19 protein-coding genes are annotated in these 26939 nt (G+C 72.6%); 10 read left to right on the forward strand and 9 right to left on the reverse strand.

Annotation, left to right across the window (positions count from 1 at the left end):
• Positions 1 to 27: 27 nt before the first annotated feature.
• Genes KVT45_RS36710 through KVT45_RS36720 form a run of 3 tightly spaced genes read right to left on the reverse strand, consistent with a single transcriptional unit; the run spans position 28 to position 2236 of the window.
• The gene (locus KVT45_RS36710; protein WP_217553504.1) at positions 28 to 840 is read right to left on the reverse strand and encodes an acetoacetate decarboxylase family protein; all 813 of its coding nucleotides are present in this window, start codon (positions 838 to 840) and stop codon (positions 28 to 30) included.
• On the reverse strand, positions 837 to 2045 hold the full coding sequence (locus tag KVT45_RS36715) for an NAD(P)/FAD-dependent oxidoreductase (RefSeq protein ID WP_217553505.1): 1209 nt from the start codon (positions 2043 to 2045) through the stop codon (positions 837 to 839). Before KVT45_RS36715 ends, KVT45_RS36710 begins: the two co-directional genes overlap by 4 nt.
• Positions 2046 to 2047: 2 nt before the next feature.
• Positions 2048 to 2236, reverse strand: coding sequence for a ferredoxin (locus KVT45_RS36720; RefSeq protein ID WP_217553506.1), 189 nt, complete (start codon positions 2234 to 2236; stop codon positions 2048 to 2050).
• 354 nt (positions 2237 to 2590) lie between these two features.
• Between KVT45_RS36720 and KVT45_RS36725 the strand changes: the two genes are divergently transcribed.
• Together KVT45_RS36725 and KVT45_RS36730 are read left to right on the forward strand one after the other, a co-directional pair.
• On the forward strand, positions 2591 to 3940 hold the full coding sequence (locus tag KVT45_RS36725; RefSeq protein ID WP_217553507.1) for a glutamine synthetase family protein: 1350 nt from the start codon (positions 2591 to 2593) through the stop codon (positions 3938 to 3940).
• A 10-nt stretch (positions 3941 to 3950) separates the two neighbouring features.
• Positions 3951 to 5225 (forward strand): cytochrome P450, encoded by a 1275-nt coding sequence (locus KVT45_RS36730; RefSeq protein WP_217553508.1) that lies wholly within the window; start codon positions 3951 to 3953, stop codon positions 5223 to 5225.
• Positions 5226 to 5234: 9 nt separating this feature from the next.
• Here the strand turns inward: KVT45_RS36730 and KVT45_RS36735 are convergent, their stop codons facing one another.
• Entirely contained in the window at positions 5235 to 5789 is a 555-nt protein-coding gene (locus tag KVT45_RS36735; RefSeq protein WP_217553509.1) for a cysteine hydrolase family protein, read from the reverse strand.
• A 167-nt stretch (positions 5790 to 5956) separates the two neighbouring features.
• Here KVT45_RS36735 and KVT45_RS36740 point away from each other — a divergent pair, with 167 nt between their 5' ends.
• On the forward strand, positions 5957 to 6571 hold the full coding sequence (locus KVT45_RS36740; RefSeq protein ID WP_217553510.1) for a TetR/AcrR family transcriptional regulator: 615 nt from the start codon (positions 5957 to 5959) through the stop codon (positions 6569 to 6571).
• An 18-nt stretch (positions 6572 to 6589) separates the two neighbouring features.
• Here KVT45_RS36740 and KVT45_RS36745 read toward each other — a convergent pair whose 3' ends face one another.
• Entirely contained in the window at positions 6590 to 7228 is a 639-nt protein-coding gene (locus tag KVT45_RS36745) for an HD domain-containing protein (RefSeq protein WP_217553511.1), read from the reverse strand.
• A gap of 103 nt (positions 7229 to 7331) precedes the next feature.
• Here KVT45_RS36745 and KVT45_RS36750 point away from each other — a divergent pair, with 103 nt between their 5' ends.
• The 3 genes from KVT45_RS36750 to KVT45_RS36760 all read left to right on the forward strand — a co-directional run bounded on the left by KVT45_RS36750 (position 7332) and on the right by KVT45_RS36760 (position 14682).
• The gene (locus KVT45_RS36750; RefSeq protein ID WP_217553512.1) at positions 7332 to 8330 is read left to right on the forward strand and encodes a GlxA family transcriptional regulator; all 999 of its coding nucleotides are present in this window, start codon (positions 7332 to 7334) and stop codon (positions 8328 to 8330) included.
• Between the two features lie 245 nt (positions 8331 to 8575).
• Positions 8576 to 11797 carry an ABC transporter permease gene (locus tag KVT45_RS36755; RefSeq protein WP_308310974.1) on the forward strand — a complete coding sequence of 1074 codons (3222 nt, stop codon included), beginning with the start codon at positions 8576 to 8578 and terminating at the stop codon, positions 11795 to 11797.
• A gap of 35 nt (positions 11798 to 11832) precedes the next feature.
• Positions 11833 to 14682 (forward strand): hypothetical protein, encoded by a 2850-nt coding sequence (locus KVT45_RS36760; RefSeq protein WP_308310975.1) that lies wholly within the window; start codon positions 11833 to 11835, stop codon positions 14680 to 14682.
• 22 nt (positions 14683 to 14704) lie between these two features.
• Here the strand turns inward: KVT45_RS36760 and KVT45_RS36765 are convergent, their stop codons facing one another.
• From KVT45_RS36765 to KVT45_RS36775, 3 genes are all read right to left on the reverse strand, one after another.
• Positions 14705 to 15691, reverse strand: a complete 987-nt coding sequence (locus KVT45_RS36765; protein ID WP_217553565.1) for an ABC transporter ATP-binding protein — start codon at positions 15689 to 15691, stop codon at positions 14705 to 14707.
• Positions 15692 to 16041: 350 nt separating this feature from the next.
• Entirely contained in the window at positions 16042 to 16773 is a 732-nt protein-coding gene (locus KVT45_RS36770; protein ID WP_217553514.1) for an ABC transporter ATP-binding protein, read from the reverse strand.
• 331 nt (positions 16774 to 17104) lie between these two features.
• Entirely contained in the window at positions 17105 to 17995 is an 891-nt protein-coding gene (locus KVT45_RS36775; RefSeq protein ID WP_217553515.1) for an NADP-dependent oxidoreductase, read from the reverse strand.
• A 125-nt stretch (positions 17996 to 18120) separates the two neighbouring features.
• Here KVT45_RS36775 and KVT45_RS36780 point away from each other — a divergent pair, with 125 nt between their 5' ends.
• From KVT45_RS36780 to KVT45_RS36795, 4 genes are all read left to right on the forward strand, one after another.
• On the forward strand, positions 18121 to 18525 hold the full coding sequence (locus KVT45_RS36780) for a helix-turn-helix domain-containing protein (protein ID WP_217553516.1): 405 nt from the start codon (positions 18121 to 18123) through the stop codon (positions 18523 to 18525).
• 370 nt (positions 18526 to 18895) lie between these two features.
• Positions 18896 to 21166 (forward strand): M4 family metallopeptidase, encoded by a 2271-nt coding sequence (locus KVT45_RS36785; RefSeq protein WP_217553517.1) that lies wholly within the window; start codon positions 18896 to 18898, stop codon positions 21164 to 21166.
• Positions 21167 to 21362: 196 nt separating this feature from the next.
• Positions 21363 to 22562 carry a glycoside hydrolase family 3 N-terminal domain-containing protein gene (locus tag KVT45_RS36790; RefSeq protein ID WP_308310976.1) on the forward strand — a complete coding sequence of 400 codons (1200 nt, stop codon included), beginning with the start codon at positions 21363 to 21365 and terminating at the stop codon, positions 22560 to 22562.
• 50 nt (positions 22563 to 22612) lie between these two features.
• Positions 22613 to 24433 (forward strand): hypothetical protein, encoded by a 1821-nt coding sequence (locus KVT45_RS36795; protein WP_217553519.1) that lies wholly within the window; start codon positions 22613 to 22615, stop codon positions 24431 to 24433.
• Here KVT45_RS36795 and KVT45_RS36800 read toward each other — a convergent pair.
• Positions 24428 to 26872: a tetratricopeptide repeat protein gene (locus tag KVT45_RS36800; protein WP_308310977.1), complete on the reverse strand. Its 2445-nt coding sequence runs from the start codon at positions 26870 to 26872 to the stop codon at positions 24428 to 24430. The two genes, KVT45_RS36795 and KVT45_RS36800, sit on opposite strands and share 6 nt — an antisense overlap.
• Positions 26873 to 26939: the final 67 nt, after the last annotated feature.

Here is a 26939-nt window from a genome sequence, read left to right on the forward strand (position 1 = left end):
CAACGCACCCGCACCCGACCACGCACCTCACTCGGCAACCACTCCCGACGTTCCGGACTCAAGAAGCCGCCCCCCATCCCAAACCACCCCCACCTGCCGGTAATACGCGGCGATCGGCTCCCGGACCTCCAACCGAGCCAGCTCCTCAGTAGGCGCCTCGAACAACTCCAACTCGGCCTCCCCCACCCACGGCTGGCCCCCTTCGAAATCCGCGGCCCCGGACTCGATCAACTCATCGAGCGCCAGCCCCTTGCCCTTCTCGATCGCCGGCAGCCACCGGTGATGAGCCATCGGATGCCCGTTGACGAACCCGTTCGTCCCGGACGGCTCGCGCAGGGTCACGACCACCTGTGCCAGCCGCCGGTCGGACGCCGCCAGCGTCGCCCCGAACCGCGCCCCGGCCTCGATCCGGGGAGCCGGCCCGTATGGATGCGGCCGTGTCTGGTGAATCGACCCGAGCTTCTTGGGGTACCCCTGGTGCAGCCCACGGGCGATGGCGAAGTCCTTGTCGACCCAGATGTAGACGCATCGCGAGTACGTCTGCCCCCGGTACTTGCAGCGCACGACCGCGAAGGCCTCCTTGTACTGCGCGCGCACGGGATCGAGCAGTTCGTCCCCGGACGCCGCGCAGGACTGCCAGTCGGCCCAGATCAGTGCCACCGCGCCGGGATCCTCGTCGGCCAGCTCCAGCGGCTCGGGTAGCAGTTCGCGCACCCGCGAGGGATCCGTGCGGTATTCGACGGTGAGCAGGTCACCGGAGTACCGCCACGGCGGCGCCGGGATCAGCGACGACGCTCCGCTCGCCGTCTTCGGGTGGAAATAGCCACGTACACCGGTCACTTGAGGCTCCTCTGAACGGTCAGGGCGGGCTGCTTCAGCAGCTCGGCGCGGTAACGGGCGGCGGACGCGGCCATGGCCTGGCCGCCGAGCGCGACGACACCGACGAGCCGGTCGTCGTGGTGGTAGCCGACGAGCACGTCCCCTTCCGGGTCGCCGTCGAGGACGCGGACGTCCTCCTTGCCGAGCACCGGCGCCCCGAAGGACTGGAGCCGGAAGTCGTGCTGGTCGCTCCAGAAGGAGGGCAACGGCGCGAACGGCGCCGGTGCGGCATCGGCGACCAGCGTCTTCGCCGCGTGCTTGGCGGTGTCGGTCGGTATGCACCAGTGCTCGACCCGGCGCGGGACACCGTCGTAGCGGGCGTTGGGGAACCGGGCCACGTCTCCCACCGCGACCACGTCCGGCCGGCCGCCGGCCCGCAGGCAGGCGTCGGTGAGCACTCCGTCGGTCAGGTCGAGCCCGTTGCCGTCGAGCCACTCGGTGTTGGCGACCGAGCCCACCGACTCGACCACCACGTCCGCGGGCAGTACCGAGCCGTCGCCCAGGATCACACCGGTGACGCGGTCGTCTCCGGTGAACCCGGCGACACCGGCCCCCAGCGCGAAGCGCACCCCGCGTTCCTCGTGCCGCCTGAGCAGGGCGTGGCCCAGCAGCTCGCCGAGCGGCCCGACCATCGGCAGCGGCAGCGGGTCGACGACGGTCACCTCGGCGACGCCGAGACCCACCGCGGTCGCGGCGACCTCGCAGCCGATGAACCCGGCGCCGACCACGACGACCCGGGCGCCGGGCCGGGTCAGCGCCTCGCGCAGCCCCTGGGCGTCGTCGAGGGTGCGGACGGTGTGGCGGCCGGCCTGGGGTCCCGGGCAGTTCAGGCGCCGGGGGCGCATCCCGGTGGCGACGACCAGTCCGTCGTACGACAGCTCGGTGCCGTCGTCGAGCCGTACCGTCCGCTGGTCCAGTCCGGCGGCGACCACCGTCCTGCCCAGTCGCCATTCGACGTCGGACACGCTAGCGCGCGGCCGGAAGGCGAGGGACTCGAAGGGGGCCTTGCCGGCCAGTACCTCCTTGGAAAGGGGCGGCCGGTTGTAGGGCGGGTGCGGTTCGTCGCCGACGAGGGTGATCGCGCCGCTCCAGCCCGCCGCGCGCAGTTGCTCGGCGGCGCGCAGGCCGGCCATGGAGGCGCCGGCCACCACGATGCGCGCGTTCATGGTCAGGCCTCGATCCGGATGGCCTGGAGCGGGCAGACGTCGGCCGCTTCCTCGACCTCGTCGCGCAGTGCGTCGTCGGGGTCGGAAACGTGGACGAGGTGGCCGGCGTCGTCCAGGGAGAAGACGTCGGGGGCCGCGAAGACGCACTGGCCGTGGTCCTGGCACTTGTTCATGTCGACGACGACCTTCATGGCCGGTCCTCCTGAGGGAGCGGGAGCGAAGGGAGAGGGGGAGGAAGTGGGCCCGGCCGGTGCTGCCGACCGGGCCCTGCCAACGGGTTGCGGCGGACCGCACCCCGGACTCGTTTGGCTTCAAACAAGGTAGGCAGCCACCACCCCCTGGTCAATACCTATCCGTATGGATAAATTCTTTGCACCGCCCCCTTGCGGCAAGGTGCACCCCTGCCTACCGTTTGGCTTCAAACAACAGGCCGGAGAGCTGTCCGCGTCATCGCGCCCCGGCCCTCACCTCCCACGCCACCCGCCTCTCGGATCCCCGGATCCCTCAGGTGGTGTCCCGACGTCCGTCCGCCCGAGGAGACAACGGTGAGCGATCAAGACCATTCAGAAGTCCGCCGGCACCTGGACCGGCTCGCCGCCGACGGCATCGATGTCGTCCGGGTGACGTATCCCGACCTCATCGGCACGGACCGGGCGCGTGACGTGCTCGTGGAGGAGCTGCCGCGGGCGCTGGAGCACGGGCTGGCCTTCTGCCGGGCCGTGTACCACACCAGTCCGCAGGGGGACGTGGTCCCGGTCAGCGGCGGTCTGGACGCCGGGCTGCCGGACGTCAGCGTACGGCCGGACCTCGCCACCCTGGTCGCGCTGCCCTGGGAACCGGGCGTGGCGGCCTGCCTGGCCGATGTCACCGATCCGGCCACCGGGGCGCCCGCCCCCGAGTCACCGCGCGACCTGCTGCGGTCGGTCCTGGAGCGGTGCCGGGAGCACGGGCTCAACCCGGTCGTCGGGCCCGAGCTGGAGTACTTCCTGTGCGAGCCGGATCCGGCAGGCGGCTGGCGTCGCTACGCGGGCACTCCCGGCGTCGTCTACACCGCCGGCCTGCGCGCCGACCCCGACAACCATCTGCTGCGCACCCTGCGGCAGGTGCGCGACCTGCGGATCGGGGTGCTGAGCGGGAACCACGAGTTCGACGGCGGGCAGTTCGAGATCAACCTGCTGCACTCGGAGGCCCTGTCCGCGGCCGACCGGGCCTTCCGCTTCAAGGCGGCGGTCAAGGAGCTGGCCCGCCGCGAGGGGCGGCTCGCCACCTTCATGGCGAAGCCCTTCAACGACGCGGGCGGCTCCGGTTTCCACCTTCACCTGTCCTGCGAGGGCGGGGATGCACGGAACGTCTTCGACGACCCCTCCGGCGCGTACGGCCTCTCGGCCACCGCCCGGTACGCGATCGCCGGCATCCTCGCGCACGCGCCCGCCCTGGCCGCGCTGCTGAACCCGACCGTCAACTCGTACAAGCGCTTCGGACCCGACACCCTCGCCCCCTGGCTGATCGACTGGGGCCTGGACAACCGCAGCGCGATGGTCCGCGTGCCGCCCGAGCGCGGCGCCGGCGCCCGGCTCGAACTGCGGCTCGGGGACGCCAGCGCCAACCCGTATCTGGCGGTCGCCGCGACCACGGCCGCCGCGCTCCTCGGCGTCCTGGCCGGCGAGGAGCCGCCCGCCCCGCTGGAGGGCTACGGCTACGACACCACCAAGGCGGCCATGCTGCCCATGGACCTGTCCGCCGCGCTGGACGCGCTGGAGGCGGACACCGACCTGACCGAGCTGCTCGGCAAGGACTTCACCGACTCCTACCTCTCCTACAAGCGCAACGAGGTCGAACGCTTCCAACGGCATGTCACCGACTGGGAGTTCACCGAGTACGCCTACCACCTGTGAAGGACCGACGATGACCACAACCACCGGCGTCGAGGCCATGCGCCTCGCCGATGTCGACCTCGCGAACCTCGACAACTTCACCGACGGGGTCACGCCCTGGCGGATGTTCCACACCCTGCGCCACCAGGACCCGGTGCACTGGCAGCCGGAGGAGGCGCCCAACTCCGGTTTCTGGGCGGTGACCCGGCACGCCGACATCGCGCGGGTCGACCGGGACGCCGAGACCTTCACCTCCACGAAGTTCGTGAACCTGGAGGAGCTGGACGAGGACCAGATCCGCAAACGCGCCTCGGTCCTGGAGATGGACGGCGTCCGCCACCGCGCCCTGCGCAGCGTGATCCAGCGCCAGTTCGGCGCCGGCGTCATCAACAGCTACACCGACTTCCTGCGCGGGCTGACGGCCAAGACGCTGGACGCGGCGCTGGCGAAGGGGCGGTTCGACTTCGTGCGCGAGGTCTCCGCCGACTTCCCCATCAACGTGCTGGCCCGGCTCCTTGACGTACCGCCGGAGGACAACCAGCAGCTCATCGACTGGGGCAACCGCATCATCGGCAACACCGACCCCGACTACGCGGACGTCCTGCTGCACAGCGAGGAGAGCGAGAAGTACCGCGACCTGCCGTTCCGCTCCCCCGCCTCGCTCGAAGTCTTCGAGTACGGGCGGGAGCTGGCCCGGCAGCGACGCGGTGGCGAGGGGAGCGACCTGATCTCCAGGCTGGTCAACACCACGCCGCGCGACGGAGTCCCGCTCTCCGCGCAGGACTTCGACAACTACTTCCTGCTCCTGGTGGTGGCCGGCAACGAGACCACCCGGCACACCATCACCCACTCCATGCTGGCCCTCCTCCAGCACCCCGAGCAGCTGGCCCGGCTCAAGGACGACCCGTCGCTGATCCCGACGGCGGTGGAGGAGTTCCTGCGCTGGGCGTCCCCCGTCTACCACTTCCGCCGTACCGCGACCCGTGACGTCGAACTCGGCGGCAAGCGGATCAGGGAGGGCGACAAGGTCGTCATGTGGTACGCCTCGGGCAACCGTGACGAGGAGGTCTTCGGGAACCCGTACGACTTCGACGTCACGCGCTCCGACAACGACCACGTCACCTTCGGCAAGGGCAGCCCGCACCTGTGCCTGGGCAACCTGCTCGCGCGCACCGAGATCCGGATCATGTTCGAGGAGCTGATCCCCCGGCTCGCCGACATCCGTCTGGTCGGCGAGGTGCCGCGGGTGCGCTCGAACTTCGTGAACGGCATCAAGAAGCTGCCGGTCGAGGTGACCCTCGCCTGACGGCACGCGTCAGAGTGCCGCCGCCCACGCGTCGACGGTCGTGACCTCGGCCTGCATGGGGAACACCTTCTCCGTGAGCACCCGGTGCACCTCCGGGTCGGAGTCGAGGCAGCCGTCGGACAGGACGGTGAGCTCGAAGTCGAGGTCGGCGGCCTGGCGCAGGGTGGACAGCACGACACCGCTGGTGGCGATGCCGGTGAGGACGAGGTGATCGATCCCGCCGGCCCGCAGCACCATGTCGAGGTCGCTGCCGGCGAAGGCGCTGACGCGCCGCTTGGTGACGACCGGCTCGCGGGGCGCGGGAGCCACGTCCGGGTGGACCTGCGTGGCCCGGTCGTCCCCGGCCGGCCGCACCGCGGCACCCACCAGACCGCGGAACATCTTGTTACGGGCGCTGACCTCCGGGTAGCCCGGGCGGAAACCGACGACCACGTAGATCACCGGGACGCCGCCGCCCCGGGCGGCGTCGATCGCCTTGCTCAGGCGGGGCAGGTACTCGCCGTCGGGAAAGCGGTCGACGACGACCTGCTGGACATCCATGACGAGAAGGGCTTGCTGAGGCACCGTCTCTGTTCCTTCCGCGCGGCCCCGTTGGTCATCGAGCGATTAGTCATCAACTGATTACTTGGCAACGTAGTCCGCACTGCGGGACCATGTCAACGCATGATTACTTGGTGGCGCAGCCTCGATCCGTCGAAGGGGCCGTGCCGGCGTTGACGAGAGGAGCCGCTGTGTCGTCGGACGACGTGACCGGTCAGGCCGCCGGCGGGCCTCGGCGCCGGGACGCCGCGGCGACCCGCCGAGCCCTGCTCCTGGCCGCCCGCGCCCGGTTCACGCAGCTGGGCTACGACCGTACGACGCTGCGGGACGTGGCCGCGGACGCGGGGGTCAACCTGGCGCTCATCAAGCGGTACTTCGGCTCCAAGGAGGGCCTGTTCAAGGCGGCGCTGGCGTCGACGCCCCGGTTTCTGGGCGGCGCAGGGGAGTTCCCGCGCGACCGTGCCGCGCTCGCCGAGGCGCTGAGCCGGCAGCTGGCGGCCGGGGCGTGGGCGGAGTTCGGCGAGCATCCGGTGCTGATGCTGCTGCGCGACTCCGGCGACGAGCAGGTGGCGGAGCTGCGCCGACGGGCCCTGGAGGAGTTCGGCCGGCAGGTGCTCGAAGCGTCGGGTGCCTCGTCGGTACCCGACGCCGAGCTGCGGGCGGAGCTCCTGGTCGCCCTGGGCGTCGGGGTCGCCGTCGTACGCTCCGCCGTGGGCCTGCGGCCGCTGGCCGACGCGACGCCCGAGGACCTCCTGGGTCCCCTCCACGACATCGTGGAGGGGCTCCTCAAGCCACCGCCGGGCTGATCCCCTCTCCCGGACGGGTCACTCGGGCCAGGCGGACGTCTTGATGACCTCGACGAAGTCGCCGCGCCGGAAACCCGGGACGTAGTGGGCGAGCACGTCGGCCTTCACGTTGCCGAAGGTGGTGTCGGGCCGGTCCTGGATGCCCTCGGTGAATGCGCCGAGGATCTGGTTCTTGAAGTCCGGGCGCGGATGCGCCGCGACGACCGCCGCGCGCTGCTCGTCGGTGACCTCGTGGTAGCCGATGCCCAGCACGTCCAGCTCGACCCCGCGGGTGACCAGGGCGATCTCGGGTGCCATGTGCAGCGGGATCTCCGGGGTGGTGTGCAGGGCGATGGCCGTCCAGACCCGGTCGGCGGGCTCGCCGGTGATGCCGCGGGCCTGCAGGAAGGCGCGGGCCTCGTCGGCGCCGTCGATCTCGAAGCGCTGGTCGGTGCGGCGCAGGCTCTTGGTGAGCCCCAGGTCGTGGAACATCGCGCCGATGTACAGCAGCTCGGGGTCGAAGGTCAGGCCCAGGGCCCGGCCGCGCAGCGAGCCCCACAGGAAGACCCGCCGGGAGTGGTCGAACACCAGCGGCGTGGCGACGTCACGGACCATCTCGGTGGCCTCCCGCACCAGGGCGGTGTCCGGGATCCGCACGCCTGCGATCTCTTCACTCATCATTCCTCAGCCTCCATGCCGGATAGGTGATGTGCCTCCAGGGTTCTCCGGGGGACGTAGGCTGTGCCATGTCTCTACTGCCAGGAAAACCACGGATTCGGACATGACGCATCGAGTGGGCTTTGTGGTCTTCGACGGGGTGACCATGCTCGACGTGAGCGGGCCGTCGGAGGTGCTGCACCAGGCGGGGCGGCTCACCGACCCCTACGAGCTGGTGCTGGTCTCCCCGGCGGGCGGCACGGTCACCACCTCCGCCGGGCTTGCGCTGACCGGCACGGTCCGGGCGGCCGACGCCGGCCCGGTCGACACGGTCCTGGTGGCCGGCGGTGACCGGCTCGCCGAGCGGCCGATCGAGGCCGAGCTGCTCGCCACGGCCCGCGACCTCACCGAGCGGGCGCGGAGGGTCGCCTCGGTGTGCACGGGTGCGTTCGTGCTGGGCGAGCTGGGGCTGCTCGACGGGCGGCGCGCGACGACCCACTGGCGGCACGCGGCCACGTTCGCGCGCCGGTACCCCCGGGTTCGGGTCGAGCCGGACGCCATCCACGTCCGCGACGGGCGGTACGTCACCTCGGCGGGCATCAGCGCGGGCATCGACCTCACCCTCGCCCTGGTGGAGGACGACCACGGCGCGGACGTGGCGCGGGACATCGCGCGCGAACTGGTGGTGTTCCTGCAACGCCCGGGCGGCCAGTCGCAGTTCTCCACGGCCGTCACCACGCCACCGGCCCGCAGCGGCCTGCTCCGTACCCTCATCGCGTCCGTACTCGCGGATCCGGCCGCCGAACACAGCCTGCCCGCCATGGCCGCGTCCGCCGCCGTCAGCCCCCGGCATCTGACGCGGCTGTTCACCGCCGAGCTGGGCACCACACCGGCACGCTGGGTCGAGCGGGTCCGCCTGGACCGCGCGCAGCAACTGCTCCTGGCGGGCCACAGCGTCACCGCGGCCGCCCAGCACAGCGGCCTGGGCACCGACGAGACCCTCCGCCGGGCCTTCGCCCGCCACCTGGGCACCACCCCGACCCACTACCGCAGACGCTTCACCACCACCGGCGGACCCGTACCCGCACCGCTGAAGAGCGGGCAGCCGGTTGAGGACGACTGACCGGTTGTGCGACTCGTGGTGACCGGGAAAAGATCAGCGACGATTGCCTCGTTCGGGGGACGCCTGGTAGGACTGTGACGCGCCGTCACCGTCACATGTTCGATCTCGCGGGGGTTCATGTGGTCGCCACGGCCTTCAGGTCTTCGCCGCGACGACGCCCGGGTGCTCCGCACCCGACCCGGCGGCGGCTTCCCGCCGTTGCCCGGCAGGCCACCCAGCACGGGTTGGTGCCGGCCGCTGTCGCAGTGACCGTGCTGCTGTGTGCGACGGCGCTGGCCGCGCTCGCGGCGCTGGCGGGGAGTTCGGTGCAGGCCGGGGCCGTTCGGCGGCTGGCCGCCGACCTCGACGCGCAGGTGAACGTCAACGCGTCCTTCCGGGCCGGGGGAATGGCCGCCGCCGACCGAGCTGTGCGGGCCGCCGCCGACCGGACGTTCGCCGGGGTGCCGCAGCGGACCTACGTGGGACTGCTGGGCACGTCGCCGGTGTCGGTGACGGGGATCGACGGGGTCGCTGGCCCGCCGCGCGGTCCCGGAGGCAGCGGGCTGCACCCGGTCGCGGTGCAGGACGGGGGCAGATTCGGGCAGTTGACCGCCGGGCGGTGGCCCGCCGGCACGGCCCACGCCCCGGCCGACGCGTTCACCTCGCTGCCCGATGTCCGGGTCGCCACCGGGTCCACCGCCCCGGTCGACGCGGCGGTGCCCGACGCGCTGGCCAAGCGCCTGGGCGTCGGACCCGGTTCCAGCCTCCAGGTGCAGGACGCCTTCGCACGCGCCACGACCCTGCGGATCACCGGCGTCTTCCGGGCGACCGGTGCCGTCGGGTTCTGGCCCGCGATGGCCGGCGACCTGACCCAGGGGGAGACCGCCGACCAGGACCTGCTGGTGGTCTCGGCGTCGGCTCTCAACGGCAGCGCCGCCCTGAACGGGCATCTCACGGTCCACTGGAGTGTGCAGCCCGACTTCTCCCGCCTCGACGCGGGCAGCCTCGCCGGGCTGCACGACCGGCTGGGTGCCTTCTCCGGCAGCCAGAGCCGCGTGTCGGTGTTCCGCGGGCGGCAGCCGTCGTTGGACGACCTGACGGTGGTCTCCGCCCTGCCGGGCGCGATCGACGACCTGACGGTGCCGATGGTGGCGGCCCGGTCCTCGCTGTACCTGCCGAGCGTACTGCTGGCGGTCCTCGCCCTGGCCACCCTGGTGCTGACCGCTCGCCAGTTGACCGAGCGCCGACGCGGTGAGCTGGCCCTCCAACAGGCCAGAGGCGCCGGCACCGTGCGGTTGCTGCGCGGCGCGGCGGCCGAGTGGGCACTCACCGGCGTCCCGGCCGCCGCCGTCGCACCCTTCCTGGCCGGGCTGCTGCACCCCGGCAGCCGGGGCTCCGACGCGTGGGCGGCGGTGGGGCTGACCCTGCTGGTGCACGCCGCGGCGGTGCTGCTGCCCGTGCTGCCGTCGGCCCGGTCCCGGCCGGGCCGCGGCGCACGGGCCGCCGCCGCGCAGCGGCTGGGCGCCGACCTGGCGCTGCTGGCCGTCGCCGCCCTGGGGTATCTGGAGCTGCGGCGGCATCACTCGCTGATCTCCGGCGTGGGTACCGGCAGCGCGTCCGCGGACCCGGTGCTGGTCCTGGTGCCGGCCCTGGTGGCAGGCGCCGCCGCTCTCCTGCTGCTGCGGCTGCTGCCGCTGACCTCACTGCTGCTGGACTGGTTCGGCCGTCGCAGCCGGGGCCTGGTCCCCGCGCTGGCCGGCTGGCAGTTGAGCCGGCGGGCCGCGCGCAACGCCGGACCGGTGGTGCTGATGTGCCTGGCCGTGTCGGTGAGCGCCTTCGCCACCACCGCGCTGGCCTGCCTGGGCGGTCTGGCGTCCGAGCAGGCCGCGTTCACCGTCGGCGCGGACGTGCGGATCTCCCCGTCCGCAGACGGCGGCTACCCCTCCTCCGTACTGGGTGCCGCCTATCGCGCGCTGCCGGCGGTGACCGCGGTGACGCCGGTGACGCAGTCGACGGTGAACCTGCCCGGCGGCGCCACCGAGAACCTCGTCGGAATGATCGGCGGGCCCGCTCCCCGCACCGCGGCACCGGCCGTCTTCGGGATACCGCTCCCCGGGCGTCCGACCGCGCTGCTGCTGGACGAGCGGGTACGCAGCGACGGCAGCCGCGCGGCGCCGAGCCTGGAACTGACCGTGCAGGACGCGTCCGGCGTCGTCAGCGCCGTGGCGGCCCACCTCCCAGCCGCCGACGGAACCCGGCACACCGTCGTCGTCCCGCTCGACGTGGCGCTGAGCGGCGGCCACCCGCGGACGTATCCACTGACGGTGACCGCCGTCAAGGTCCTGCCGCAGCCGAACATGCGTCCCGCACGGCTGGACCTGGAACTGATCCGGTTGGGCGCGCGCGGCACCGCGGACACCTGGGTCGCCCGGCTGCCCGGTGGGCAGGTCTGGGCCGACGGCTCGGACCACGCCGCCGACTCCACCGCGGGGGCCTGCAGAGGAAAGCCGGCCGGCCGCTACGATCCCGGCACCCCCGGGGTGTGCTCGATCGTTCCCGGCGGCTCCGAGGTGCTCCGGACCACCATCAGCACCGGCAGTCGGCCCTCCCGGGCCATCAGCGACGCCTTCGGCGGCCTGGCCGACAGCGACTACGACACCCAGCCCGGCAGCCAGGTGCGACTCGTGGCGGGCCCGGCCGGCAACCCGGCGCCGCTTCCGGTGCGCGCCGACGCCTCGACGCTGCACGACGCGCACCTGAGCGTGGGCAGCACCACCACGCTGGATCTGGGCGGCGGCCGGGTCACCGCCAAGATCGTGGACCGAGTCGACTCGCCGCCCGGACTGGGCCGCGGACCGGGGCAGCTGATCGCCGACCAGCGCCAACTCGCCACCGCGCTGACGCTGGCCGGTGCCGACCAGAGGGATCCCGCGTTCTGGTGGCTCAGCAGCACCGACAGCGCGCGCACGGCCGCTGCCGCCGAGGCGCAGCCCGCGCTGGGCCGCGTCACCACCACGGCGCGCACCGCCGCGTCCCTGCAGGCCGACCCGTTCCGCAGCGGGCTGCGCCGGGTGCTGGAACTGGTCCGGTATCTGGCCCCCGGTTTCGCGGTCATCGCCTTCACCGTGCACGCGGTGGTCTCCACCCGGCAGCGCCGCAAGGAGTTCGCCCTGCTGCGGGCGATCGGCGTCCGTGCCAAGAGCCTTTCCGCGCTGCTGGGCGCGGAGCAACTGAGTCTGGCGCTGTTCGCGGTGGTCCCGGGGGCACTGATGGGCATGGTCCTGGCAGCGGCGGTGCTGCCGCTGGTCACCGTGGACGACAGCGGACAGGCCCCCTATCCCCCGCTGCCGCAGGTCATACCCTGGGGCACTGTGGCGCTGACCGCGGTGGCGACCGCTCTGGCCATCAGCGCGGTCGTACTGGCGCTGGCCCGGCTGCTGGCCCGAGTGGACCTGGTACGCGTACTGCGAGCGGGGGAAGACCGTTGAGCCGGGCGGCCGGACACGACCGGACAGGGCGGACGGTGACGCGATCCGTGGGCACGGGCGCGGCGGTGACGCGGCGCCTGATACGCAAGGAGACCCGCGGCGACCTGCCGCTGCTGGCCTGCCTGGCGGTACTGGTCCTGGTACTGACGGCGCTGTGCGCCTGGGCCCCCGCCTTCGCGGGCCGCCAGGAGGACCGGGCGCTGCGGCAGCGCGTCGACGCCGCGCAGGCCCAGGCGCCCCTGATCAGCCTGAGTACCACACCGGAGGTCTTCGACAGCCAGCCGCCCGCCGTGGACATGGCCACCCTGCTCGGCGCCGGCCGCACCCTCACCGACCGGTTCGGCGGCTCCGCCGCACGGCACCTGGCCTCCGCCGGCGGCGGCAGCTACGACTACAACCAGGCGTCGCTGATCTCACCGCAGCCGCCGGGCCCGGCGAACACCGACACCAAGCTGACGGTCAGCTATCTGCCGTCCGCGCGGGCCCATCTGCACTACGTCAGCGGCCACGCGCCTGCCGACCACACGCCGCTGGGCACCGCGCCCCAGATCGGTCTGTCGCAGGCCACCGCGCAGGCGCTGGGCGTCCGGGCCGGCAGCCGACTGACCCTTGAGTTCGCCAAGACGCCCGGGGTACAGAACGCACCGCCCCACGCGGAGCTGCTGGTGAGCGGGGTCTACCGCACCACGGCCGCGACCGACGACTTCTGGAGCGGCCGGGAGACGCTGGACCAGCCGTCGCGCTACCCGGCGGAGCGCTCCGCCGGCACGGTGCTCGCCGTCCGCGGCCTCGTCGGCCTCGACGCCGCCGGCCTGCTGGCCGACGCAGGGGTGGGCGGCCCGCGGGTGACCTGGCAGTTGCGCGCCGACCTGTCCGGGGCGGCGCTCGACCAGGCCCGCGCACTGACCGGGCCGCTGTCCCAGTACAGCGCGGACCTGAGCGCCGCCCTGTGCCAGGGGGTCGACCCGATCACCGGCGACATCGGCTGCCAGATCGGCGGCCAGACCACCGGGCCTGTACTGCTGACCGACTATCTGACGCCGCTGCTCGCCGCGTTCACCGCTCAGGACCAACAGGCCAGGTCGCTGGCGACGTTCGCCGTCGACGCGCTGGCCGCGGTCGCGCTGGCCACCGTGGCCGTCGCGGTACGGCTGCTGCTGCGCCGACGGCAGCCGCACCTGCGGTTGCAACGGGCGCGGGGCGCGTCCACCGCTCGGCTCGTGCTGCTGCGCTGCGCCGTGGCCTGGCCGGTGGTGCTCATCGCCGCCCTGCTCGGCTGGGCGGCCGGACAGGCCCTCGCTCCGACCGGCACCTCCGGATCGCCGCAACCGGTGCCCGCCGCCCTCGCCACCGCGGTGGTGGCGCTGACGGTACCGCTCATGACCTGGCTTGCGGTCCGCGAGCCGCGCAGGCCCGGCCGGCTCCGCCGCTCGCGCCGGAAGACCGTGGTCGGCCGACGCGTGGTCCTGGAGCTGACGGTGCTGCTCGTGGCGGCGGCCGGCGTGGTCGCGCTGCGCTCGCAGGGCCCCGACGGAATTCTGGGCGCGGTGCCGGTACTGGTGGCGCTGGCCGTCGTACTGATCCTGCTGCGGATCTACCCGTTCGTACTGCGCCTGGTGCTGCGGCAGACCCGGCGCGGCCGGGGAGCGGTGGGCTTCATCGGAGCGGCCCGGGCCGCCCACGACGCCCCGGCGACCAGGCTGGCGCTGTTCGTCCTGGTCCTGACCCTGGGCACGGCCGTGTTCGGCGGCCTTGTGCACCGTACGATCGACGACGGCCTGACCACCGGCGCGGCCTGGACCACCGGCGCCGACGCGAGCGCGACCGTGGCCGGGACCGAAGCCTCCGCCGGCACCACGGCAGCCGGGACCGCCACTGCTGGAATACGGACCGCCCTCCAGCATCTGCGCACCCTCGACCTGGCCGGACAGGCCGACGGCGCGGCGATCACCCAGGTCGCCGTGATCACCGTGGATCCCCGCCGACTGGCCGCCGTCGCCCCGAAGTCGCCGCTGGCCGACGCCCTGCTGTCCGGGCTGGCCACCCCGCCGGGCACCCGGGCCGGCGCAAGCACCCCGCTGCCGTCCTTCCTCTCCCCCGGCCTGCGGGCGCGCGAGCACACCGGAGGTTTCACCACCACGGCGGTGACCCCGGGGCAGCCTCCGGTGAACCTGACCCTCCAACCGGTCGGCACCCTCACCACCAAGGAACTGCGCGACCCCCTCCTCGGGCCGGTCACAGCACAGATCGCGGCCGGAACGCCCCTGCTGATCACCACCGCCGACGCCGAACATCTGCTGCCCCAGCAGCCCTCGGGCAGCACCGTCCTGCTCCTCAAGGGCGACGGTCCCGCCACCACCGAGCCCACGGCACTGCGGTCGGCGGCGGCCGAGGCGCTCGGGCCGCTGGCCAGGATCCGCGTCCGCTCCGAGACGCTGAACACCCTGCGCGCGGACGGCCTGACTCGCGGCCTCGGCACGATCTACACCGTCACCTCACTCCTCGCCGCGCTGTCGGGCCTGCTCGCGCTCGCCTTGGAACTGACCCTCACCTCCCACGAGCGCAGCCGCACCGCCTCGTTCCTGCGCACGCTCGGACTCGGCGGCGAGGAGGCCGGTGCGCTGCACTTCCTCCAGCTCCTGCCGCTGGCAGTGGCCTCCGCGGTGGGCGGCACACTGCTCGGGCTGCTCGAACCGCGGCTCATGGCGGGGACGCTGGACCTACGGCAGTTCACGGGCGGCCCCGCCCAACCGGCGCTGCGGACCGACTACTCACTGACCCTCGCCCTCGTCGCCGGCGTGACCGCCCTGATCCTGGCCGCCGCCATCACCGAGACCGCCCTCGCCCGCCGACGCCGCCTGGGGGCCGTACTGCGCCTCACCTGACCGGCCGCGCGGGCGAGGTGCGTCAGCCGCTCCGGCCGCCGTGCGCCGTGTGCTCCGCGTCCTCCGCATCCTCCGCATCGGACTTCGCGCGCCGTGCGGCCTCGTCGGGCCATACGCCGATGTGGTCGCTCTCCAGGGCCAGCCGCACCCGCCTGCGCATGTGCAGGCGCTCGGTGAACTCGCCCGGCAGTTGCAGCCGGCCGCTGGCGTCCAGTACCGCGTACTCCTCGGCGGTGAGCACCTCGACGCCGTCCTCGCCGGTGGCGACCCGGCGCAGCACCTCGGTCGAGGTGCGGCCGTTGCGGATCCCCACGGTGCGCTGGACCTGCTCGGACACCAGCGCGTCGTGGGTGACCACGATCACGGTGACGCCCAGGTCCTCGTTGGCCCGGCGCAGCGCGGCGAAGACCTCGTCGCTGGTGGCGGTGTCGAGTTCGCCGGTGGGTTCGTCGGCGAACAGCACGCGGGGCTCGTTGGCGTTGGCGACGGCGACGGCGACCCGCTGCTGCTCGCCGCCGGAGAGCGTGTCGGGGGCGCGGTCCCGGCAGTGGCCGACGGACAGCAGGTCGAGCAGTTCCTCGGCCCGGGCCCGGCGCCGGGAGCGCTTGAGCCCGGTGTACGTCATCGGAAGCATGACGTTCTCGGCCGCCGTGAGGTAGGGCAGCAGGTTGCGGGAGGTCTGCTGCCAGACGAAGCCCACGGTGGTGCGCCGGTAGTCCAGCCGCTCGCGGCGCTTCATCGCCAGCAGGTCGTGTCCGGCGACCTCGGCGGCACCCGCGGTGGGCACGTCCTGGCCGGAGAGGATGCCCAGCAGGGTGGACTTGCCGGAGCCGGAGGCGCCGATCACCGCGATCATCTCGCCCTGGGCCACGGCCAGGTCGAGGCCCTGGAGGGCCTGCACTTCGACGCCGTCGGTCTGGTAGATCCGCACCAGGTTCTCGCAGACGACCAGCCCCTCCTCGCGTTGCGGGGCGGCGGCCGCGGCGGCCCGTCGGCGCAGCTCGTCCAAGTCCGGTGCCCCGTTCGGCTGTTCGTGCGCTGCCACGCGGTCCCCCGAGGAGGTGAAGTGTGCGGATAACCCTGCCGGACAGCCGCCAGGGTAATGCGGAAGTCCGTGCGAGAGACGTGATCCGCCGGGCCGGCGGCTCGCCGATCAGCGTGGCGCGCAGGGCCGGTGCTCCGGTGCCCGCGACTTCCGGTTCGGGACGGGGGTGGTCTTGCCGTCCCGAAAGGTCGGGTGGCGGCGCTTGCGACGAGTGATACGCGTGCCGGGCGAGGCCGCTCCCACCGTAGGGAGCGCCAGTAGCGGTCGAGGGCCGCCCGGCGCAGTCTCCCGCCGCCGGTCCGCGGGCGGTGCCGTCAGATGTCCTCGACGATGCGGCCGTCGCGGAGTTCGAGCACGCGGTCGGCCAGCGCGAGGAGTTGCGTGTCGTGGGTGGCGACGAGGGCGGTGACGGATTCGCTGCGGACGACGGCGCGCAGCAGGTCCATCACGGTGAGGCCGGTGTCGGCGTCGAGCTGGCCAGTGGGTTCGTCGGCGATGATCAGAGCGGGGTTGTTGGCGAGCGCGCGGGCGATCGCGACCCGCTGCTGCTGGCCGCCGGACAGCTCGCCGGGACGCTGGTCGGCGTGGTCGGAGAGGCCGACCAGGGAGAGCAGAAGGCCGACGCGGGCTTCGCGCTCGCGGGCCGGGACCTTCCGCAGGCGCAACGGGACCCCGACGTTCTCGGCGGCGGTCAGAATCGGGATGAGGCCGAAGGACTGGAAGACGAAGCCGATACGGTCGCGGCGCAGCGCCAGCAGGTCGTCGTCGCCGAGCCCGGCCAGGTCGGTACCGTCCAGGATGATCCGGCCGCCGTCCGGAGTGTCGAGGCCGCCGACCAGGTTGAGCACGGTGGTCTTGCCGGAGCCGGAACGGCCTCTGAGGGCGACGAGTTCGCCGCGCGGCACGTTGAAGGAGACACCTCGCAGGGCGTGGACGGCGGTGTCGCCGCTGCCGTAAGTGCGGCGCAGGTCCTCGACCACCACCATCTCGCCGGTCGGCGTCCCGATGTCCGCAAGAGTGCCGTGACCGCTGGACTGCTCGCTCATGCTTCCTTCCCCGCCCCGCCCCGCCCCGGCTCGGCCGGAGCGGTCCTTCATCCGCACCGTACGGTACGCCGGAACTCCGCCGGAAGGCCGGTCGTGGCCACACCACCGGGCGGACACCGAAGACCCGGCCGCCGATACCTCGCGGCGGCCGGGCAAGCACTCGTTTCCGCGGGGCCGGGACGCTCAGGTGACCGGTCGGTCCGCCTGCGCGGGCCGACTTGACGGAGCGTCAGAACTGCGGCTGGAGCGAGTGACGCCTTTTTGCCGCAGTTGACCGGATGACAGCTCAAGCAACGCCCTGACCTGCGGAAGTTCCAGCACCGACGAGCCTTCAGGGGGCCAGCACCAGCCGCCCCCGCACCCCGCCCTCCGCGAGGCGGGCGTGTGCCTTGGCGGCCTCTTCCAGGGGGAATGTCTCGGCCACCCGGAGCGTCAGCACGCCCTCGTCCACGAGTCCCGCCAGTTCCGCGAGGCGTGCCCCGTCGGCGGTCACGGCGACGGCGGTCGTCCGTATCCCGCGCACCGGCGCCGGTTCGGCTCCGGGCCGGACGCCGACGTAGCCGCCCCCGTCGCGCACCCACTCCAGGGCCGCCGCGCCGAGAACCGCCGCGTCCAGTACGGCGTCGAAGCTCCCCGCCTCGACTCCGCCGGCCGTGAAGTGCGCTGCTCCCAGCGCCCGTACGAGCTCCTCGTCGGCCTCGCGGGCCAGTGCGGTCACCGACACCCCCCGGTGGGTGGCCAGTTGGACGGCGAAGCCGCCGACCGCGCCCGCCGCACCGGTGACCAGGAGGGACTGCCCCTCGGTCAACTCCAGCAGGTCCAGGGCCTGCACGGCGGTCAGCCCGTTCAGCGGCAGCGTCGCCGCGTGCGCCGCGTCCACCGTGGCCGGTGCTGTGGCCGTCGCGTCCGCCTCCACCACGACGTACTCGGCGTGGGTGCCGAGCGGCCGCACCATGCCGGGGTCCAGTGCCACCACCTGGTCGCCGACGCCCCAGGCGGTGGCGGCGCCGGCCGCGTCCACGGTCCCGGCGACGTCCCAGCCGAGCCCGATCCGCTTGCCCGCACCGCCGAAGAACCCGGCCCGCACGCCCGCGTCCACGGGGTTCAGCGCGGCCGCCGCGACTTTGATCCGCACCTGGCGCGGGCCCGGCTCGGGCCGCTCGCTCTCCACCACCTCCACGACCTCGGGCCCGCCGAACCTGTTCACCACTGCTGCACGCATGACGGCCTGCTCCCCGTACGACGCTCTCGCTTCGGTCTCTCCTCAGCTGTCTGCAACCCTAGGAAGAGCTACTCTCCTCCGGTAAGTAGTTACCTGAAGGTGCCTAGGTCCCCAAGAGGTGAGCGATGCCGACGACGACGGCGGCCCAGCGGCGCGAGCAGGCGCGCGTGGAGTACGACGCGTTCATCCGGTCCTGCCCCACCAACCAGCTCCTCGACCGGATCAGCGACAAGTGGGTCAGCCTCGTCGTCTGCGCGCTGTCCCCCGGCCCGATGCGCTACAGCGAGCTCGCCCGCAAGATCGCCGGCGTCAGCCCCAAGATGCTCACCCAGACCCTGCGCTCACTGGAACGCGACGGCATCCTCGCCCGCACGGTCACCCCGTCCGTCCCCGTCCGCGTGGACTACGAACTCACCCCCCTCGGCGACAGCCTCTCCCTGCTCCTGGCGGGCGTGAAGGACTGGGCGGAGACCCACATCGAGCAGGTCCACGAGGCGCGCGAGCGCTATGACACGGAGGCCGACGGCTAGGCCGTCACACCGCGGGCGATCCGACTCGACGGGCCCCGCTAGCACGCGGACGGGCTGGAGCAGCGGCCGAAAAGCACTGTTCAGGCGCTCGAACCAGCCGCTCGCAACCGCCAGTTCAAGCCGTTGTTCTGATGCGCTCATGACATTCGTGGTTCCCGGGTGTCAATCTGCTCTCCGAAAGTTCACCGTCTACTCACAGGTTGTCCCACACAACTCCCGTGTCCGACCCCTGTCTTCACCCCGCACGGCAGCGAGGACCTGCCCCCCCCTCGAACCGTGCCACCCACCCGCGCGCCGCCGGACGGCCTCACCAGGCCGACCCGCTCTCCCGGGCCCCACCAGGCCCGACCACCCCACAGAAGGAGAACGCATGTTCCGGCAGGACCGTCATCAGCATCGCACCAGACACAGCGTCGCCCTGGCGCTGACCGCCGCAAGTGCCATGCTCGTGGCCGGAATCCAGCACGGCACCGCCATGGCCGCATCCGACGGTCACGCCCCCGCCAAGATCCTGGCCACCCCCGACGCCGGCGCGGCCCCCGCCTCGCTCTCGCCGGCGAGGCGTACGGCGCTGCTCAAGAGCGCCGCGACGCACGCCCCTGACACCGCGAGGACCCTTGGCCTCGGCGCCGGCGAGAAGCTGCTCGTCAAGGACGTGGCCCAGGACGCCGACGGTACGACGCACACCCGCTACGAACGCACCTACGCAGGCCTTCCCGTCCTGGGCGGCGACCTGATCGTCCACGACAGCGGCGGCCGCCTCACGGTGTCGCGGGCCACGAAGGCGGCCCTCGCGGTCCCGTCCACCAAGGCGAAGATCTCCGCGGCGACGGCGAAGGCCAAGGCGCTCACCACCGCCGCGAAGGCCGGCGCCGAGCAGCCCGCGATCGACGGCGCCCCGCGTCTGGTCGTCTGGGCCGCCTCCGGCAAGCCCGCCCTGGCCTGGGAGTCCGTGGTCGGCGGCTTCCAGGACGACGGCACCCCCAACGAGCTCCACGTGATCACCGACGCGGACTCCGGGAAACAGATCTTCAGGTACCAGGGCGTCGAAACCGGCACCGGCACCGGCCAGTTCAACGGCACCGTGCCCCTCAGCACCACGCTCTCCGGCTCGACGTACCAGCTCGTCGACGGCGACCGCGCCGGACACCGCACCTACGACCTGAACCAGGGCACCTCCGGCACCGGCACGCTCTTCACCGACGACAACGATGTCTGGGGCGACGGCACCCCGGCCAACCGGCAGACCGCGGGCGTGGACGTCGCCTTCGGTGCGGCGGCCACCTGGGACTACTACAAGAACGTCTTCGGCCGCAACGGCATACGCAACGACGGCGTCGCCGCCTACAGCCGCGCCCACTACGGCAACAACTACGTCAACGCCTTCTGGCAGGACGCCTGCTTCTGCATGACGTACGGCGACGGTTCGGGCAACACCCACCCGCTCACCGCGCTCGACGTGGCCGCCCACGAGATGAGCCACGGTGTCACCGCGGCCACCGCGGGCCTCACCTACTCCGGCGAGTCGGGCGGTCTCAACGAGGCCACGTCCGACATCTTCGCCGCCGCCGTCGAGTTCTACGAGAACCTGCCGGCCGACGTCCCGGACTACCTGGTCGGCGAGAAGATCAACATCAACGGGAACGGCACCCCGCTGCGCTACATGGACAAGCCCTCCAAGGACGGCGCGTCCAGCGACAACTGGAGCTCCTCACTGGGCGGCCTCGACGTCCACTACTCCTCGGGCCCCGCCAACCACTTCTTCTACCTGCTCTCCGAGGGCAGCGGAGCGAAGACCGTGAACGGGGTCGCCTACGACAGCCCCACCTACGACGGCCGGCCGGTGGCCGGCATCGGCATCGACAACGCCCAGCGCGTCTGGTACCGGGCGCTCACCACCTACATGACGTCGAGCACGAACTACGCCGGCGCGCGTACGGCCACGCTCCAGGCGGCGGCCGACCTCTTCGGCGCCTACAGCCCCTCCTACCTCGCGGTGGCCGACGCGTGGGCGGCGATCAACGTGGGCAACCGGATCGCGCTGGGCGTCAACGTGGCACCGATCACCGACCAGATCAGCGGCATCGGGCAGGCGGTGTCCCTCCAGACGGACGCGTACACCACCAACTCCGGCGCGGGCCTGACCTACACGGCGACCGGTCTGCCGGACGGACTGACGATCAGTGACACGGGCCTGATCTCCGGCACCCCGACCACCCTCGGCACCAGCGACGTCACCATCACGGTCACCGACGGCACCGGCGCGAGCAGCACCGTGAGCTTCTCGTGGGAGGTGGCCTACGTCTACGCCAGCGCCACCCGCGTCGACATCCCCGACAACAGCTCCGCGGTGGAGTCCCCGATCACCGTCACCGACCGCACCGGTAACGCCTCGACGACCACCCAGGTCTACGTGAAGATCATCCACACCTACCGGGGTGACCTGACGGTCGACCTGGTCGGCCCCAACGGAACGGTCTACTCGCTCCTGAACCGCAGTGGCGGCTCCGCCGACAACGTCGACCAGACGTTCACCGTCGACGCCTCCGCACAGCCCCTGACCGGCACCTGGAAACTCCGCGTCCAGGACCACGCCGCGATCGACGTCGGCTACATCGACCAGTGGCGGCTCATCCCCTGACCCTCTCCCGCCCGCTCCGGAGCCATTGTCCCGGGTCGCCCTCGCGGCCCGGGACAACGGCTCCGCCCGGGTGCCGACAGCACCCGTTCGGCGTAACGTGTTGTGCGAATGAACCGGTCGCGGGCCATGCGGTCCGATGTTGTCCGTCGGCCCGGTGGTCTTCGTGGCGTGCACCCGTTTGAGTCAGGAGCGCATCGTGGGGACACCTGTTCGTCGGCGCGCGCGCGGCGGCTCCGCTGCCCGGCGCACCACTGTTGGACTCGTCACCACCGTGCTCGCCGCCGGTGTGTGCACCGTACCGGCCGCGGCCGAGACCGCCCCCCGCCTGCCCGCCGCTGCAGCGGCGGGCTGCGCCGACACGGTCTATGCGGGAATGACCCAGGCACAGCGCGTCGGGCAGCTGTTCATGGGCGGGGTCGCCGCGACGCACCCGAGCACCACGGATCTGCAGACGCTGCGGACCTACCATGTCGGGTCCGTCATGCTCACCGGGCGCAGTTCCGCCGGGACCACCGCGACGAGGAAGGTGGTCGACGGGATCCGCACGCAGGCCGACACGGTCGGCGGGCGACGGGTCGGACTGCTGGTCTCCACCGACCAGGAGGGCGGCCAGGTCCAGGTGCTCAGCGGTCCCGGCTTCTCCGTCATGCCCAACGCCCTGACCCAGGGCACGTGGAGCACGACGACCCTGCGCAGTCGCGCCGGAACCTGGGCGCAGCAGCTCAAGGCGGCGGGCCTGGACCTCAATCTCGCCCCGGTCGCCGACGTGGTGCCCGCGAGCCTCGGTACCCGCAACGCTCCCATCGGCCACTTCTACCGCGAGTACGGCCACACCCCCGCCGTCGTGACCTCGCACACCGGTGCCTTCGCCGCGGGCTTCCGCGCTGCCGGAGTGATGACCACCTTCAAGCACTTCCCCGGGCTGGGCCAGGTGATCGGCAACACCGACACCACCGCGAACGTCGTCGACTCGGTGACCACCGCCTCCAGTTCGAGCCTCCAGCCGTTCCAGAGCGGCATCAAGGCAGGTGCGCCGTTCGTGATGATCTCGTCGGCGAAGTACACCAAGATCGACTCGAAGCACCTGGCGGCGTTCTCGCCGACCGTCATCAACTCGCTGCTGCGTACCAAGTTCGGCTTCAAGGGAGTCGTCATCTCCGACGACCTCGGCCAGGCCGTCGCGGTACGTGCCTACACTCCGGCGCAGCGGGCGGTGCAGTTCATCGGCGCCGGCGGCGACATGGTCCTGACGGTCAAGGCGTCGACCGTGCCGGCGATGGTGCAGGGGGTGCAGGCCCAGATGGCGAAGGACGCCACCTTCCGCACCAAGGTCGCCGCCTCCGTGCACCGCATCCTCACGGCCAAGGCAGCGGCCGGCCGCCTCACTTGCAGCTGAGCGGCGGCGTCCGGACCGCTCGTCGGGGCCCTCGGTACCATGCAGCTGTGATGAGTGGGGCTGTCCGATTGCGGGTGCCGGTCGGCGAGGACGCGGAGCGGTGGATCACCCGGACAGGCTGCCGACGTGTCCTGCTCGTCGTACACAACGTGACGTCGGCGACGCGTCTGCTGGACGTACTCCCGCTGTTCCACAGCGACATCCGGGTGCAGTTGTTCGCCACCTGCACAGAGTCCTCCCCCTTTCTGGCGGGGGTGCCCGAGTTGCTGGCCGCGGCGGAACTGCCGGTCCTCCCCTGGGAACAGGCCAAGGACACGGAGTTCGACCTGGTGATCGCCGCGAGCTACGGCGGTGAACTGGCGGCACTCCAGGGCAAGTTGGCCGTCCTGTCGCATGGCGTTGGATACAATAAGAGGCTGGCGATACCGGATACCGGATACCGGATACCGGATACCGGATACCGGATACCGGATACCGGGCGCCTGGCCCAGGCGCCGGTCTTCGGCCTCTCGCCGGAATGGCTTCTGGAGAACGGGCGTCCGCTCGCGACCGCCACCGTCCTCTCGCACCCCGAACAGCTGGAGCGGCTGCGCTCGGCCTGCCCGGAGGCGGTGCCCACCGCCGTACTCGCGGGGGACCCCTGCTACGACCGCATCCTCGCCGCCCTCCCCGAACGCGCGCGCTTCCGGCGCGCCCTGGGCGTGGGACCCGGTCAGCGCCTGATCCTCGTCAGTTCGACCTGGGCACCGCGCTCGCTGTTCGGCGGAGCCGGAGACACCGAGACGGATGACCTGCTGCCCTGGCTGCTGTCCCGCCTGACGGCGGAACTGCCCGCCGACGAGTACCGGACGGTCGCGATCCTGCATCCGAACATCTGGTACGGCCACGGTCCGGGTCAGGTGCGGGCCTGGCTCAGCAACGCACAGCAGGCCGGCCTCGACGCCATCCCTCCCCTCGACGGCTGGCGACAGGCCCTGATCGCCGCCGACTGCGTCCTCGGCGACCACTCGAGCGTCACCTACTACGCAGCCTCCATTGGCACACCCGTCCTGCTCGGGGCATTCCCCGAAGAGGACCTCGACCCGCTCTCGCCGGTGGCCGCACTCGGCCGCACCGCTCCCCGTCTGTCTCCCCGGAGCGGTCTGCGCACCCAGATCGACCGGGTGATCGCCGCACATGACGCCACCCGGTACAAGGAGCTGGCGGAGCAGACGAGTTCGGCCCCCGAGGAGTCGGCCGTTCTCCTGCGTCGCCTGTTCTACGACCTCATGGGGATGCCGGAGCCGGGGCATCCGGCGCTGCTCGACCCACTGCCGCTGCCGCCCTGCCGGCCCGCTCGCCGCACCACGCCGGTGCGCGTGCTCGTCGGCGGGATCGGTGCCGATCCGCCGGAGGTCACCCTCAGCCGGTACGCCGCGGCCGACGGCGAGCCCGACCCGTCGGAAGAGGCGGCCGTGGCGGCCGAGTCCGCGCACACGCTGGTGGACGAGGAGACCCGGGACCGCGGTCGACTGCGCATCGCCGACATCGTGGTGCGGCGCGCCCCCGCCGACGACCCGCGGCTGGGCCCTCCCGCCGCCTGGACGGCGGAGGCGCTCAGCCGTTACCCGTACTGCGGACTGGCCGCCTATGTCGACGGGCCGGACCGGTGTGTCGTACGGACCCGCGAGGGGGATCTCCTGCGGCTGTCCGCGGCCGCCGCCCCCGACGGCCGCCCCGATCTGTGCGACCCCGCCGTCTACGCCTCGGCGCTCTACGCGTGGCTCGCGAGCGGCCGCGACCTGGCCCGGGCCATGCCCGGGATCACGGTACGCACCGGTTCCGCGACACACCTGGTCACCGTAGGGACAGCGGCTCCGGCCACCTCATGAGCCGGCGACCCGGGTCTCCGCGTCGGCCAGCCGCGACCGCACTCTGTCCAGGCCGAGCCGGTCGCCGTGCTCCTCATAGCACGCGGCGGCGGCCCTGAGGTCCGCGGCCTCTTCCGCCCCATGGCCCAGGCGGCGATGGCACTGGGACCTCACGTCGAGGGCATCGGCGAGTTGCAGCCCGGCACCCGCCTCGGTCATGGCCTTGACGGCCTCGTCCAGGCACACGCGCGCCTGCTGGGCATCCCCCGCGTCCAGGTGGGCGTCGCCCAGACTCATGTACACGCGCGCGGCGTTGTAGGGGTCGCCGCCGTCCGGCAGGCGGCGGAACCGCGCGAGGGCGTCGTTCAGCCGGACGACGGCCTCGTCGAAGCGCCGCTGTTTGGTCAGGGCACGGCCGATGTGGTGTTCCAGCAGGGCCGTGGCACGCGGCAGGTCCTCCCGGCCGTCCTCGCCCGGGCCGATACGGCGCAGGATCCCCTGGGCCTCCTCGAAGCACCGCTGGGCCGCGGGGAACTCCCACCGTTTGAGATGGAGCAGCCCGAGAACCTCGACGGCGGTGGCCTCGCCCCGGTGGTGGCCGCAGGCCCGGTCCGCGGCCCGGGCGTTCGCCAGCGCGGCGGCGGCATCGTCCGCCCGCCCCTCCCCCATGTAGCCGAAGGCGAGTTGGGTCCACATCCGGCCCACGGCACGCGGGTCGCCGAATTCCGCCTCGACGCTGCGGCGGGCGGCCTCGACGCCGAGCAGGTGCGTGTCGATCCACTGCGCGTGGAAGCCGAGCATCAGGTGCAGGCCCCACATGGCCTCGCACAACTGCCAGACGAGGTCGTGGAGTTCGTGGTGCGCGGCGGCTCGGACGACGGCCGCGAGGTTCTCCCGTTCACGCCGCAGTTCCGCCAGTGCGCGCCTGCCGTCCGCCGGGTCGCGGTGTTCCGGATGGGCGAGTCCCCGGTATGCGGGGCCGAGCCGCCATCGCAGCGGCATCACCCTGAAGTCAGCACCCGCCGCGAAGCGCAGCTGCGCGACCGCCACCCGGCGGACCGCGGCCGCCATGCGGCCGTGGCCGTCCTCGGCGGCCGCGAGTCCGCGGGCGTGGGCTCGGGTCACGTCGTGGAACCGGTAGCGTTCCTCCGCGACCTCCTCCAGCAGGTGCACCCCGGCCAGCTGCTCCAGCAGCGTCCGTGCCTCGTCGGCGCCGATCCCCGCGGCGTGGGCCGCGATCGGGACGGTCACGGTCGGCCAGGGCCACACCGCGATCGCCCGGTACAACGCGGCGCTCTCGGGGGTCAGTTCGCGGTACGCGACGTCATGGACGAGACGGACGGGGTCGCCCGGGGCGTCGGGGGCCGGTTCACCCGTGGCGGTGCCTTCCTGGTCTCCGTCGCCGTGGTTCCGCCCGGACAGCTGCTGTGCGACACGCTCCCAGGTCAGGTGCTCCCGTAAGGCGAGGCCCGCCCCTGTGGTGCACACGGCGAGGGGAATGCCACCGGTGCCCTCCGCGACGGCCCGGACGACGGCGTCCGACGCGGACGGCCGGTCGCTGCCGGCGACCCGCCTGATCAGGGTGACGGAATCCTCCGTCGACAGCGGCCCGAGCGCGCACGGCCGGGCTCCGTGACCGGCGACCAGACGCCCGAGCCGATGCCTGCTCGTCACCAGGACCAGCGACTCCGGCGAGGCCGGCAGCAGGGGGATCACCTGCGCGTCGTCATGGGCGTTGTCCAGTACGACGATCAGGCGCCGGCCGGCCGTGCAGTCGCGGTACAGGTCGCGCTGCCGCGCCTCGTCCCCCGGCACCATGGCGGGCGGCACGCCGAGCCGCTCCAGGAATCGTGCGAGCACGTCGGAGGGCGGGAGGGCCGTGGTGGCCGACGCGCCCTCCAGGTCGGCGAAGAGGGCACCGTCGGGGAACCGATCGAGCAGCTCGATCGCGCTCCGGACGGCGGTGGCGGTCTTGCCGATGCCGCCCGGCCCGGTGAGGACGGCGACCGGGGGCGCGTCCGGTGCGCGGTCCCCGCCGTCCAGCAGCTCCGTGATCCAGGCGAGCACGTCCTCGCGGTCGGTGAAGGCCGCCGTGCCCGGTGGGAGCATCTGCGGCCGGGAGGCGCCGGGTGCCACGGCCGGCACGCTGCGCGGCGCCAGCCAGGCGGATTCCCGGACCCATTCCGTCACCTCGCGGGAGAACTCCGGCGAGGTACGCGCGTACTCCAGCAGGCGCGAAGCGGCGGCCGCCTGCTGGTCCGGGGTGACCGGGAGGGAAGGTGCGGCCGAATCGCCGCCGGCGGCCCCGGTGCCCGTCCCGGCGGCCCCGGCCCGACCCCTGCTGAGCAGGTCGTAGAGCCGCTCGGAGGTTCGCCTGCCTGCCTCGCCGCCTGCCCCTGACAGGGCGCCGGATGCGACCGTGCCGACAGCCGAGAGCACCATTCCCACCAACGGTTCCACTCAGGACTCCCCCAACTCGCCGTTCCCGCAATGGTATCGATGCGGTCCGACGAGTCGCGGGAACATC

This window comes from Streptomyces sp. GbtcB6 (genome assembly GCF_019091475.1).
In the GTDB taxonomy this organism is placed as follows: domain Bacteria; phylum Actinomycetota; class Actinomycetes; order Streptomycetales; family Streptomycetaceae; genus Streptomyces; species Streptomyces hyaluromycini.

What these genes read in the sequence shown, in the direction of transcription:
- KVT45_RS36715 (WP_217553505.1), bottom strand. Translation starts at nt 2,045, where the DNA reads ATGAACGCGCGCATCGTGGTGGCCGGCGCCTCCATGGCCGGCCTGCGC.
- KVT45_RS36720 (WP_217553506.1), bottom strand. Translation starts at nt 2,236, where the DNA reads ATGAAGGTCGTCGTCGACATGAACAAGTGCCAGGACCACGGCCAGTGC.
- KVT45_RS36730 (WP_217553508.1), top strand. Translation starts at nt 3,951, where the DNA reads ATGACCACAACCACCGGCGTCGAGGCCATGCGCCTCGCCGATGTCGAC.
- KVT45_RS36745 (WP_217553511.1), bottom strand. Translation starts at nt 7,228, where the DNA reads ATGAGTGAAGAGATCGCAGGCGTGCGGATCCCGGACACCGCCCTGGTG.
- KVT45_RS36750 (WP_217553512.1), top strand. Translation starts at nt 7,332, where the DNA reads ATGACGCATCGAGTGGGCTTTGTGGTCTTCGACGGGGTGACCATGCTC.
- KVT45_RS36770 (WP_217553514.1), bottom strand. Translation starts at nt 16,773, where the DNA reads ATGAGCGAGCAGTCCAGCGGTCACGGCACTCTTGCGGACATCGGGACG.
- KVT45_RS36775 (WP_217553515.1), bottom strand. Translation starts at nt 17,995, where the DNA reads ATGCGTGCAGCAGTGGTGAACAGGTTCGGCGGGCCCGAGGTCGTGGAG.
- KVT45_RS36780 (WP_217553516.1), top strand. Translation starts at nt 18,121, where the DNA reads ATGCCGACGACGACGGCGGCCCAGCGGCGCGAGCAGGCGCGCGTGGAG.
- KVT45_RS36785 (WP_217553517.1), top strand. Translation starts at nt 18,896, where the DNA reads ATGTTCCGGCAGGACCGTCATCAGCATCGCACCAGACACAGCGTCGCC.
- KVT45_RS36795 (WP_217553519.1), top strand. Translation starts at nt 22,613, where the DNA reads ATGAGTGGGGCTGTCCGATTGCGGGTGCCGGTCGGCGAGGACGCGGAG.